This is a genomic window from Microcoleus sp. Pol12B4 (assembly GCF_036701385.1).
In the GTDB taxonomy this organism is placed as follows: domain Bacteria; phylum Cyanobacteriota; class Cyanobacteriia; order Cyanobacteriales; family Microcoleaceae; genus Microcoleus.
Map to the genome: position 1 here is coordinate 25,672 of NZ_JAUBQR010000035.1, position 11,419 is coordinate 37,090.

Consider the following 11,419-nt stretch of genomic DNA (forward strand, 5'->3'; position numbering starts at 1 on the left):
CGGAAAAGATATGAATATTCAATCTCTCTCCGTGAGTCAAAAATAATCTATCATCTTAATTTTTTAATGCTTTATGAGCATTAATTTTTTAGCAGCTTGTGAAAAAGTTTTAGGAGAATATTTTAGACAAAATCTTTCAGAAATTGTTTTTTAAACCTGGCAGAGTCATATTTAATTTAACTCTCTATGTTGCTGATGATAACAGTTACATACTGGCTCTATATCTATCTTTGGATAGACCATACTTTCATCAAAAACTAAAAATGTGATCGCCTCGATCGGCATCGGTCTGCTCATCCGCAGTCGGGTCGGACGCGCAGCAGCAACTCAATAAATCTTAATTTTTGTTTGGTGCATAATATTGTAAAAAATCATTAAGTTTACAGTAAATTACGGTATATTATAGTACAATTCAACCACACCCTCGCACTCACCCATGCAGCTAGTTAAAAAGCCCTAATAAAAAAGCAGATCGTCGCTCAAAACCAACGGTGAGATTAAGCGAGTCAAATATTTGCCTGTACAACCTGCAACTACAGTCATCTTGACATGGTTTAAAAGCTCTGGATAATGGCGATCACCCTTTTTGACAAAATCACTATAATGCAATAATTGTCTGCGCTGTCAATGGGTAAATCACAGATGCGATCGACAAATTACCTATTCTGTTTCCTAGAAATATTTGCCAGCGAAGGCGGCATTCAATCCTACGTTAAAGACTTTTTCAAAGCTTACGTGTCAATAACTGCAAGGACAAATTCGCCGCCGCAAGCTGAAGTTTTGCTATTGCGAGATTCCCCAGACTGCAACAATGCTTACGAGTCAAAAAATCTGAAATTTTATTACCTCAAAATCGGAAATGCCGGGTTTGACCGTCTTAAGTTTGCTACAGTATTACTAACTCGCTTGCTGCAAAAACGACCGGAACGAGTTTTTTGCGGTCACATCAAACTCGCACCGCTAATTCAAACTTTATGCCAGCCGCTGGGAATTCCCTACACAATTTTAACTTACGGCAAGGAAGTGTGGGAACCGCTTGGGCCCAAATATCAAACAGCAATGAGACAAGCTGAGAGTATTTGGACTATTAGCAGGTACACGCGCGATCGCACTTGCGAAATTCACCAATTCAAGCCCGAAAATTTCCAAATAGTGTCTTGTACTGTCAATGAAAATATATTTACGAATGGAGCCAAGCCACAGGATTTATTAGAGCAGTACAATTTGGTTGGTGCTAAAATATTGATGACTGTAGCCAGATTGCGATCGACGGATATTTACAAAGGTGTCGATGTCACAATTCAAGCTTTGCCGCAAATAGCCAAAACTTTTCCGAATGTGAAATACTTAGTTATTGGACGCGGAGACGATCGACCTAGATTAGTCAAACTTGCTGATGATTTGGGAGTTACCGAAAGAGTAATATTTGCGGGTTTTGTACCGACAGAAAATTTAGCAGAACATTACCAGTTGGCCGATGCTTATGTAATGCCCTCCCAGGAAGGGTTCGGTATAGTTTATTTGGAAGCGCTGGCTTGCGGAGTACCCGTGCTGGCGGGGGACGCGGACGGGTCAGCCGATCCGCTGCAAGATGGTAAACTGGGATGGCGAGTTCCCCACCGAGATCCAGCAGCAGTAGCGGTTGCTTGTGTGGAAATGCTGCGAGGGGAGGATAAAAGGTGCGATCGCCACTGGTTGAGGGAACAAACCCTGGCAAGATTTAGTTTTGAATCCCTTTGTCAATCCTTACAAGGAATTTTTCAACCCTCTGACTCAGATAAACTTATGCCGTAGAGAGCGGTTTCTGGGTGTACAATGGGAAAATTAACTCGATCGACCGCCTGAATTTCTGAGTAGGATAGAGTTATGCCTACCTGCAAAGACACCCAAGGAGACCACCGTGAACCAAGGCACCCCCAAAATATCTTTCAAGCTACCCCGTATTAGCAATTGGTTGATACTGCTGGGCATCGCGTGTTTGTTGGTGTCAATTGGTTTGGGTTGGATAGTTAAATCATTGTTGATTGTAGTAGCTTTTTTGCTGCTGACACCTGTAGTCGCATTTTTCGCGCTTCAGTGGTGGCTGAAACGCAATTTAATTGAGGACAAGTGTCCAGTTTGCCAATACGAATTTACAGCTTTAAATCAAACTCAGTTTCAGTGTACCAACTGCGGCGAACCTCTGCAAATAGAGGAAGGTCATTTTAGTCGCTTGACACCGCCCGGTACGATCGATGTTACCGCAGTAGAAGTATCATCGGTTCAACAGTTAGAAGATTAACAATTGGGAATTGGGAATTGGGCATGGGGCATAGGGCATAGGGCATGAGTTAGTTGTTGGTTATTATTTGTTTGTTGTTATTTGCTATTTGTTACTTGTTGGTTCTAATAACCAATTCTCGATCCCCGATGCCCAATGCGCGATGCCCGATGCCCAATGCCCAAAATTACTTTTCCAAGCGCACTGCATACCACTGCAAAAATTTTCCGACCCCGACATCTAATTCACAATAAGTATCAATTAAATACTTAGCTTGAGCTTCCACGCCAGATATTTTATCCACGTCCTGCGGCAAATCTTCGTGTTCCTCGGTTAATACGGCTTTCAGCTTTTCTAACAGTTCCTCCGCTGTCAAAAACTGCTCTGGCTGGTTTGTTTCTAAAACCACAAATGTGTCTTCGTCATACAGTGACATAGTTTCAAAGGTTGAGGTTAATTATTTCTAAAGTTTCGTACACTTAAGCGATCGAAAGTATAAACTCTTAATTACAATTTTTCAGCCCCGGCTCGATCGTGTTACAATTGAACAACATCAGAATTCCTACCGGATTACCGTTATTAACTTAGTTGTTAACTTACTTGTTAACCGAGTTGTTAACATAATATCCGACACAGCATTTCTGAGGAGATTTGTCAAGTGCAAATTTGTCAAGTGTCAAATTGTCAAGAAATATTCGATCGGCTGTATCTAATTATAACTGGCACTATACATTCCCATGATCACATCTTCCCCTTCAACCCCTGTTGCGCGCAAGCCCTCTAAAGCAGAAGGTCTCAAAGAACGCAGCAACTATTTACGAGAACCCGTTGCGACTGAACTGTTACAAGAAACTACCCACTTCACCGAAGACGGGATTCAGATTCTCAAATTTCACGGATCGTACCAGCAAGACAACCGCGACAATCGAGTTAAAGGACAAGAAAAAGATTATCAGTTCATGCTCCGCACCCGCAATCCCGGCGGGTTCACTCCGCCGCAATTATACTTAGCCTTAGACAAGCTATCTGAAGAATACGGCAACCACACGATCCGGGTTACAACGCGCCAAGGTTTCCAACTGCACGGCGTGTTGAAGAAAAATCTTAAAGCAGTGTTTTCCTCAATTATTAAAAATATGGGGTCAACCTTGGGAGCTTGCGGCGACTTGAACCGCAACGTCATGGCACCGCCAGCACCGTACAAAAATCGCCCAGAATACAAGTATGCGCTCCAATACGCCAATAATGTAGCGGATTTGCTGACTCCGCAAACGGGGGCTTATTACGAAATTTGGCTGGATGGGGAAAAGGCTGTTTCGGCGGAAGAAGACCCCGCAGTGAAAGCTGCCAGACAGTCCAACAGCAACGGCACAACATTTGACGACAAAGAAGAACCGATTTACGGGCAGCATTATATGCCGCGCAAGTTCAAGTGTTCCGTTACCGTGCCGGGAGACAATTCAATTGACTTGTACTCTCAGGATTTGAGCTTGGTGGTAATTACCAATAAAGCTGGCGAGTTGCAAGGTTTTGACGTGTTTGCTGGCGGCGGTTTGGGTCGCACTCACAACAAAGAAGAGACTTTTGCACGGGTTGCGGATGAGATTTGCTATGTTGCCAAGGATGATGTTTACCATTTGGTCAAGGCAATTGTAGCAACCCAAAGAGATTACGGCGATCGCACAGACAGACGGCACGCGCGGCTGAAGTACCTGATTAACGACAAAGGTGTACAGTGGTTCCGCGAAAAAGTAGCAGAATATTTTGGCAAGCCGTTAGAAGCGTTTAAACCGCTGCCTGAGTGGAAGTATTTTGATTTCTTGGGCTGGAATGACCAAGGAGACGGCAAGCTGTTTGTCGGCATTTCTGTGGATAATGGCCGGATCAAGGATGAAGGTTCATTTCAGCTAAAAACTGCTTTGCGGGAAATTGTGCAGAAGTACAACTTGCCGATACTGGCGACGCCACACCAAAACGTGCTGATTTACGATATTTCGCCGGATATCAAACAGGAAATTCAGGGAATACTCGATCGATGTGGCATTCAGCGGGAAACAGCGATCGACCCCTTGGTGCGCTATGGGATGGCGTGTCCAGCAATGCCGACTTGCGGGTTAGCGATTACCGAATCGGAGCGCGTGATGCCGAGCATTTTAGAGCGGATTCGCGCACTTTTGACCAAAGTTGGCTTGCAAGACGAGCATTTGGTGGTGCGGATGACTGGTTGCCCAAATGGATGCGCCCGCCCTTATATGGCAGAATTGGGGTTTGTCGGGAGTTCGCCGGAATCCTACCAGATTTGGCTGGGCGGTTCTCCCGACCAAACGCGGCTGGCAAAACCAATTGAGGAAAAGCTGCACGTCAAGGATTTTGAAGCTTTTCTGGAGCCGATTTTTGTTTATTTCAAGCAAAAACGGCAACTGAGCGAGAGTTTTGGCAATTTTTGCGATCGCGTCGGGTTAGAATCTATCCGTCAATTTGTAACCAACTACCAATCTGCTGACTCGATGACAACTGAGATAAATGAATTAGAAGTTACGTCTAGTAACGATGACGGGAACGAGACTGCCACTGCTGGCGGTGGCAAAGTCCGCCGTCGAATTAGCGTCCGCGATGAAATCTACAACGAGCTCAAGGAAGAAGCAGCCCGTCAGGGCAAGCCGATTACACAGCTAGCTACAGAAGCGATTTCTACTTATTTAAAAAAGATTAAGGAGGAAGCATAAGCCGATTTTCAATTGTCGATTTTTGCTCACATCAAATAAAACTCACGCAAAAATAACATAAAGGCGGAGCATTTGCAGAAAAAAACTTGAATTTGTAAGATAATTCCGGTTGTAGATGCTCTGCCTTTATTCTTTTTGAGCGGTTGAAACTCCGCCTGCCCATCTCTTCTCTTTTTCTCTTCCTCTGCGTTCTCTGCGGTTAAATAAAAAAAATATTAGGGAAAGAGCAATTTAAAATCCAATGGCTCAATTACAAAGATTAGCAGTTACTGCAACTCAAATTTGCGATCGCACAATCGACTTAACTAGAGAACAGCAGCATTATTTAAATCGAGTGCTACGTTTGCAAGCGGGCGATCAATTTATTGCGATGGATGGCCGAGGGCATTGGTGGTTAGCACTCCTAGAAGCCCAGGAAACCGGGTTATTTGCCTCAATAGCAGAGGAGATTGCTGTGAACATGGAGCTACCAGTGGAAGTAACTTTGATGGCGGCTTTGCCCAAGGGAAACGGCTTTGACGAGGTTGTGAGACAGGCGACGGAGTTGGGTGTGGCAAGTATTGTGCCGGTAACGAGCGATCGAACTTTGCTCAAACCAAGCGATCAAAAAGTTGAGCGGTGGAGGAGAATTGCTGCGGAGGCGGCGGAACAGTCGGAACGTCAAATTGTGCCGATGATTTTAGAGCCTATTTCGTTTGATTTTGCTGTAAAAAATAGCGGTCAAAAAAAACGGTTTATCTGTGTTGCTCGCGGGGACAATCGGCATTTGTGGGATTGTTTAGTCGATTTGGCTCCCCCCCAGTTTAGGGCGGACACGGGGGGACTGCCCGTACAAAGGGGGGAGCAAGATGGCGGAGAATTATCTATTGTCATAGCTATTGGCCCCGAGGGTGGATGGACTGAGGGTGAGGTGGAAAGAGCGATCGAATTTGGTTTTGAAGCTGTTTCTTTGGGTAGTAGAATTTTAAGAGCGGTGACAGCTCCGATTGTGGCTTTATCTTTAGTTGGCGCGGCATTTGAAAAGTGCTAATATCAACAAATAACAAAGAATTCATCAGATAGGTGGGTTGACGGGGAATGGAAATAGAGTTGAGGAAAGGTCGAGCGCTCTTTTGGTCGAGCGCGCTTTTGGCGATTTTCGGTACACAATCAGTTTCTGCACAATCTCCGATTTTTCCCATTGCTCAACAGATTAATTGCGATCGCCCGCAAGGAGATGCACAAGTCAGAACTTGTATTCGGTTGAATTACGAAGGCTCAGATAAACGACTAAACGAGGTTTATAAACAACTGATTTCCCAATTGAGTGGCGAAGAGCGGGCGCTACTTTCCGAAGCCCAATTAGGGTGGATTAAGTTAAGAGATAAAACCTGTGAATTTGAAGTTTATAAAAATCGTGGCGGTACGGGTTATGGAGGTTTCCTCAGTGAATGTTTGGATCGCATGACTAAACAGCGCACTGCGGAATTAGAAAACTATTTAAAACAAAGATAAAATAGGAAGTATACCGTACAACACCTGACAAGAATAAAGATAAACAAGTATTTATGAAAAGTCGATCGCCCTTCACCCTCAGCATCATCTCAGCAATTGTAACCACCATCGTCCCAGCAGTTTTCGCCCAGCGACCCCCATCAGTCAACGAAATCTACATCGATAAAAATTGCCAGCGCAATCAGCAACTACCGCAACTTGAAAGATTTACTATCTTTAGCAGAAACGAATTTACAACTAACGGTCAAAACTACTGGTTCTACGCCGCCCGCTATCTAGACGGAGCCGTGCTTTTCTGTACCTCACAACCCAACTTCAACCAACCTAAACCTCTAACTGCAAAACAAATACAATCCCAATTTATTGACAAAATAGTCCGAGACCTCAACCACAAAACAGCCTTTATCATCGCAGTCAGAGAAGGAAACGGCCCTGAAGCACCAGTGACAAATTACGGCTTAGAATTGAGCAATGTCGATCGCCCAAAACTCATCTCCCTTTCCATCCTACAGCAGCGGGGAACCCTCAAAGACGGCGGCCCCAGCGAACACACCTTTCAAGGACGGGCAGGTCAATCTATTACGATCGACCTCAAAAGCAGAGCATTCGGCCACAACATAGCACTGTTGGACACCAGCGGCAAAAATATTGCCCAAACACCAGGCAACTCCCAGAATCTCCGAGAGTCTCAACTCATCGTAAAATTGCCTAGTAACGGCACTTATAAAATAGTTGTTAAAGGAGGCGATCGCGCAAGCAAAGGTTCCTACAGCTTAAGCATTAATTCCAATCAACTTTAACTTATATTTTTTTTACATCCACTCAACATCTATCTATACACATCCGCGTTCATCTGCGGTTAAAAAATCCCAATCTTAATTTTTCCCAACAGCCAAAAATCCAAAACTAAAATAAAAGCGAAAGTTGTTAACCAGTGGCGAAACCACCCAAACATCAGCCAAGATAGAAACAACGCCATTCCCGCAATCGCAATGACAAACATCAACCAAATAGCCGCCGCCCTAGAGGGTAAAGACTACAAACAAGCTGCCCAACTCATCAAACAACTACAAAAAGAATCCCCCGAAAATCCGTGGGTGCAATACTATATCGCCCGCTACTACGAACTTACCAACAACCTCGAAAAAGCCCAAACGACCTATAAACAAATACTCCGCGACATCACTAACGCCAAAATCGTCTCCCAGACCCGCCAAGCTATTCAACGGATTGAAACCGCACAACAAAACCTGCGGCAACAAGCCATAGAAACCGCCAAAAATGACCCCAGCAACCTTGAACCGGGACTCCTAATCCTCGAACCCATGAGTCCCGAAAACAAACCCGCCGCCATTCAAAATATCAGCAGAATCTTTAAAATCGACGCCTACACAACCCGGATGCAAATCCAAAGCCGCGGCTGGAGACTCTACAAAACTGGTCCCATCGCCGAACTCCGAATTTACGGTCAAGAACTCCTCAAAGCCGGCATTCCCGTATTTTGGGCAACCCTAAGCGATATTCAAAAAATCCAAATCTTCCGAGTGCAGCACTTCCAGTCTCTCTCTTCCCCAGCCGTTGTTTGCAAAGATCAACTCGATAGACTCGGTGCGATCGAATTTAACTGGTCAGAAGTTACTCAAAGAGTAGAAGGCTTGTTGCCGATGTTCATCGAAGTCATGGACTACTCCCCAAACCGAAGAAAGGAGCAATTTCGCCACAGAGAAATCAGGCAAGATTACGCTCAAATCTGTGACTTACACATTCCCAGAAGAAACTGCATTCTGCGAATTTGCGACCAAAGTTACGAATTTCAACAAGGAGTTGACTTTACCAAAGCTTCGGCTGAGCTCCCCACTTCACCGAACCATAAAAACAAAACATCGAGAGTCAAAAACTCTCAACAAATTCCTCAAAGTACCACCCGAATTAACTGGAATCACTTACTGGAAATATTTGATCGCCAGCTTGACGTTACAGTTTGGTCAGAATTTACGCCCTTTGCCGAGACAGTGCTCGATTACACTAATATGTTGAGTAAGATCGAATCTTATATAGAAGTCGAGCGCAAATCCGAAACTCCTTGGGACTCAGCTTTTCAGCTATACAGCGGATTAGCCTTCCTCAGAAAACCAGAAAATAGGGAATAGAACCAAGAGTTAAAATTAAAAATGAGGAATCCCATTTTTAATTTGTTAACGCCAGCATTGGGAATTATCCCATGCCCAATTCCCTATTATCAATTCCCAATTTCCTATTTCGTTTTCACCTGACGAGCCATTTCCCGGAAATTGTTCATGCTGGGGCCAGGGGTTCGACGACTTCCATTTGGTGTCGGCATTAAATTATTAGGAGCAAAAGTCCGATTCGGTTCAGCTTGACTCGGCACTTTTCCGTTAGTTGCTGCCACTGCAGGTACCTTCACGGGTTCCGGAGTATTAGCAGGAACGCTAGCGACTGGTTCCTTGTCTTTCTTAGACTTTTTCTCTACCTTAGCCTTTTTAGCAGGTTCAGACTTCTCAGACTTCTCAGACTTCTCAGACTTCTCAGACTTAACAGACTCAACTTTTGCCGGTGCGATCGCAACAGGCTCAGCCTTCGCAGGCGCAACTTTTGCTGGTTCCTTAGCTCCCGATTCGCCCAAATCTAGGAAATATTCAGACTTTTTCAAGCCCAACAGTCTGGCGAAAAATCCGAAAATACCGCCGAAGAAATTTTTGATAAAACCAAACATTAGACTTACTCCTTTTGTTCTTTTAGAGAAATTTGTACAAGCTTGTCAACAAAGTTAGATTACGAGCTAGAGCAACCTTTGTCTACATTTCTTAATCAAAATTTACATTTAGCTGTATTTAAGCTACCTCATCAAAGCAAATTTTAAGTATAAATACTAGCCATACTTTGCACTTATTTACAAGTATCTCAGAATTTGTTAGCGATTCCCACTAATTGTCGATCGTACCTCGATCCGATTCCCTAGCTGTCCTAGTAGGGGTAAAACTCCCTAGGGGAGTGATTTATGCTGTAATTAGCAAGCAATTTTCCCGCAAAATGAACAGTTCGCTCGAGCGCAATCCCGTCATCCTCATACACGGCATCTGGGACACAAAGATTATTTTCAACACAATGTCCGCCCGCCTCACTCAACTTGGATGGTCAGTCCACAGCCTCAACCTCACCCCCAACGACGGCAGCATCGGGCTCGACTTACTGGCCAAGCAACTCGCAGACTACATCTCTGAAACCTTCGATCCAGAACAATCTTTAGACATAGTAGGCTACAGCATGGGCGGCATCGTCAGTCGCTACTACGTCCAGCGACTCGGAGGAATCAACCGCGTACAGCGTTTCATCACCCTATCTTCCCCTCACCACGGCACCCTCACCGCTTATTCCCTACGCCTACCAGGATACCTGGATATGCGCCCCGATAGTCGCTTGCTGCGCGATTTGAATCAAGATGTGACAATGCTCAAACGCATAAACTTTACATCAATGTGGACGCCATTTGACATAATGATTGTACCGGCGAACAGCTCCCAAATGCCAGTAGGTAAAGAAGTGAAAGTCAACGTTTTGCTGCACCGCCAAATGGTGACAGAACCCCAAAGTATTAACGCATTAGTTGAAGAACTAAAAGCACCTATTGAAAATAAAATTCCCACTTAAAAATGAATAGCAATTTCAGCCGCAACCCAGTCTTGCTCATTCACGGAATCTTCAGAAAATCGGGAATTTTTCACAAAATGTCTGCCTACCTGACACAACTGGGATGGTCAGTCTACACCCTCAATCTCTCGCCCCATTGGGGCAACGCCAGCATAGACGAATTAGCCCAACAGATAGCAGATTATATAGACAAAACCTTTGCGCCAGAACAGCATCTAGATATAGTAGGATTGAGCATGGGCGGTTTAGTAACTCGCTACTACTTGCAAAGGTTAGGTGGCATTAACCGAGTGCAGCGCTTTATTGCCATATCTTCTCCTCACAGCGGTACTTGGATGGCTTACACTCTCTGGGGAAAAGGCTGCATCCAAATGCGTCCTGGCAGTGCTTTTCTGGAAGATTTAAATCGAGATTCTGCCTTGTTGGAAAAGCTTAATTTTACTTCGATTTGGACAGATTGGGATTTCATCATCGTACCTGCTTCTAGTTCCCAAATATCTGCTGCCAAAGAAGTAAAATTGTCTGTTTTCGCCCATGCCATGATGGCGAGGCATTCCAGCAGTTTAAAAGCAGTCGCTGAAGCACTGTCAGAACCATTGAAAGTTCATGATTAACCGTTTGATTCATTCTTGTATAAGGTGAAATTTTGTAGGGCGGGTTTCACCTACAATAATTGCCTAAAACCAAAAATCTTGTAAACCCGCCCCCAGCAACAAGGCAAATCGCTACCGGACTAGATATCAAACTGCATCGCCAACTTCAGCGTATTCGCTGCGGCCAAAAATTGCTTCAGCCTCACAGTAATACTTGAATTCCAGTATATTGTGGAAAGGATCTTCTAAGAAGAAAGTACGGTGCTCTGTAGGCAAACCGACAAATCGCCGTCTCGGTTCTTGATAGAAATTTAAGTTGTTTTGCTGGGCTTTCTCTAACAACGCTTCCCAGTCAGCTTCGGAAGTAAAAATTAACCCAAAATGCCGGGGATAGATGCCTCGCTGAGGGGTCAAAGGTTCGCGGCTGACGTGGGCGACAATTTGATGGCCACACAAACCCATAATCGCAGAATTAGGCGATTCGCGACCTAGTTCGCAGCCGAGCCCGTCTACGTAGAACGCTTTGGTTTGGGCAATATCGGTCACAGGGAAGGCAAGATGAAATAAGACTTGACTCATGGAGGTACTAAATGCAGAATCCAGAATTGTTCTTTAATTATTTATCTTGGTCTAATCCTTGGTTGGTGGCGATCGCCCTAAATACAGTTTTACTCGCG

12 protein-coding genes are annotated in these 11,419 nt (G+C 44.5%); 9 read left to right on the forward strand and 3 right to left on the reverse strand.

Features of this window, described 5'->3' with window-relative positions:
* Nucleotides 1-627: 627 nt before the first annotated feature.
* Both QUA38_RS07465 and QUA38_RS07470 read left to right on the forward strand, forming a co-directional pair.
* Nucleotides 628-1,794, forward strand: a complete 1,167-nt coding sequence (locus QUA38_RS07465) for a glycosyltransferase family 4 protein (protein WP_333160525.1) — start codon at nt 628-630, stop codon at nt 1,792-1,794.
* A 106-nt stretch (nt 1,795-1,900) separates the two neighbouring features.
* Nucleotides 1,901-2,281 (forward strand): hypothetical protein, encoded by a 381-nt coding sequence (locus QUA38_RS07470; protein WP_333160526.1) that lies wholly within the window; start codon nt 1,901-1,903, stop codon nt 2,279-2,281.
* 166 nt (nt 2,282-2,447) lie between these two features.
* On the opposite strand, the gene QUA38_RS07475 is transcribed toward QUA38_RS07470, so the two are convergent.
* Entirely contained in the window at nt 2,448-2,696 is a 249-nt protein-coding gene (locus QUA38_RS07475; RefSeq protein WP_333160528.1) for a chlororespiratory reduction protein 7, read from the reverse strand.
* Nucleotides 2,697-2,997: 301 nt separating this feature from the next.
* Here QUA38_RS07475 and sir point away from each other — a divergent pair, with 301 nt between their 5' ends.
* From sir to QUA38_RS07500, 5 genes are all read left to right on the forward strand, one after another.
* On the forward strand, nt 2,998-4,986 hold the full coding sequence (gene sir, locus QUA38_RS07480; RefSeq protein WP_333160529.1) for a sulfite reductase, ferredoxin dependent: 1,989 nt from the start codon (nt 2,998-3,000) through the stop codon (nt 4,984-4,986).
* Nucleotides 4,987-5,227: 241 nt separating this feature from the next.
* Nucleotides 5,228-6,016, forward strand: a complete 789-nt coding sequence (locus tag QUA38_RS07485; protein WP_333160531.1) for a 16S rRNA (uracil(1498)-N(3))-methyltransferase — start codon at nt 5,228-5,230, stop codon at nt 6,014-6,016.
* 47 nt (nt 6,017-6,063) lie between these two features.
* A complete protein-coding gene (locus QUA38_RS07490; protein ID WP_333160533.1) occupies nt 6,064-6,480 on the forward strand; it encodes a lysozyme inhibitor LprI family protein in 417 nt (138 codons plus the stop codon).
* A 53-nt stretch (nt 6,481-6,533) separates the two neighbouring features.
* Nucleotides 6,534-7,280, forward strand: a complete 747-nt coding sequence (locus tag QUA38_RS07495; RefSeq protein WP_333160534.1) for a hypothetical protein — start codon at nt 6,534-6,536, stop codon at nt 7,278-7,280.
* A gap of 192 nt (nt 7,281-7,472) precedes the next feature.
* Complete coding sequence (locus QUA38_RS07500) at nt 7,473-8,630, forward strand: tetratricopeptide repeat protein (protein WP_333160536.1); 1,158 nt, start codon at nt 7,473-7,475, stop codon at nt 8,628-8,630.
* 104 nt (nt 8,631-8,734) lie between these two features.
* On the opposite strand, the gene QUA38_RS07505 is transcribed toward QUA38_RS07500, so the two are convergent.
* Nucleotides 8,735-9,214: a hypothetical protein gene (locus tag QUA38_RS07505; protein WP_333160538.1), complete on the reverse strand. Its 480-nt coding sequence runs from the start codon at nt 9,212-9,214 to the stop codon at nt 8,735-8,737.
* Nucleotides 9,215-9,531: 317 nt separating this feature from the next.
* Here QUA38_RS07505 and QUA38_RS07510 point away from each other — a divergent pair, with 317 nt between their 5' ends.
* Together QUA38_RS07510 and QUA38_RS07515 are read left to right on the forward strand one after the other, a co-directional pair.
* Entirely contained in the window at nt 9,532-10,149 is a 618-nt protein-coding gene (locus QUA38_RS07510) for a triacylglycerol lipase (RefSeq protein WP_333160540.1), read from the forward strand.
* Between the two features lie 2 nt (nt 10,150-10,151).
* The gene (locus QUA38_RS07515) at nt 10,152-10,763 is read left to right on the forward strand and encodes an alpha/beta fold hydrolase (RefSeq protein WP_333160542.1); all 612 of its coding nucleotides are present in this window, start codon (nt 10,152-10,154) and stop codon (nt 10,761-10,763) included.
* 126 nt (nt 10,764-10,889) lie between these two features.
* Here QUA38_RS07515 and QUA38_RS07520 read toward each other — a convergent pair whose 3' ends face one another.
* Complete coding sequence (locus QUA38_RS07520; protein WP_333077352.1) at nt 10,890-11,321, reverse strand: VOC family protein; 432 nt, start codon at nt 11,319-11,321, stop codon at nt 10,890-10,892.
* Between the last annotated feature and the right edge of the window lie 98 nt (nt 11,322-11,419).

Coding starts and splice junctions, on each gene's coding strand:
- QUA38_RS07465 (WP_333160525.1), top strand. CDS start 628: ATGGGTAAATCACAGATGCGATCGACAAATTACCTATTCTGTTTCCTA.
- QUA38_RS07520 (WP_333077352.1), bottom strand. CDS start 11,321: ATGAGTCAAGTCTTATTTCATCTTGCCTTCCCTGTGACCGATATTGCC.
- QUA38_RS07515 (WP_333160542.1), top strand. CDS start 10,152: ATGAATAGCAATTTCAGCCGCAACCCAGTCTTGCTCATTCACGGAATC.
- QUA38_RS07495 (WP_333160534.1), top strand. CDS start 6,534: ATGAAAAGTCGATCGCCCTTCACCCTCAGCATCATCTCAGCAATTGTA.
- QUA38_RS07510 (WP_333160540.1), top strand. CDS start 9,532: ATGAACAGTTCGCTCGAGCGCAATCCCGTCATCCTCATACACGGCATC.
- QUA38_RS07500 (WP_333160536.1), top strand. CDS start 7,473: ATGACAAACATCAACCAAATAGCCGCCGCCCTAGAGGGTAAAGACTAC.
- QUA38_RS07490 (WP_333160533.1), top strand. CDS start 6,064: ATGGAAATAGAGTTGAGGAAAGGTCGAGCGCTCTTTTGGTCGAGCGCG.
- QUA38_RS07505 (WP_333160538.1), bottom strand. CDS start 9,214: ATGTTTGGTTTTATCAAAAATTTCTTCGGCGGTATTTTCGGATTTTTC.
- QUA38_RS07475 (WP_333160528.1), bottom strand. CDS start 2,696: ATGTCACTGTATGACGAAGACACATTTGTGGTTTTAGAAACAAACCAG.
- sir (WP_333160529.1), top strand. CDS start 2,998: ATGATCACATCTTCCCCTTCAACCCCTGTTGCGCGCAAGCCCTCTAAA.
- QUA38_RS07485 (WP_333160531.1), top strand. CDS start 5,228: ATGGCTCAATTACAAAGATTAGCAGTTACTGCAACTCAAATTTGCGAT.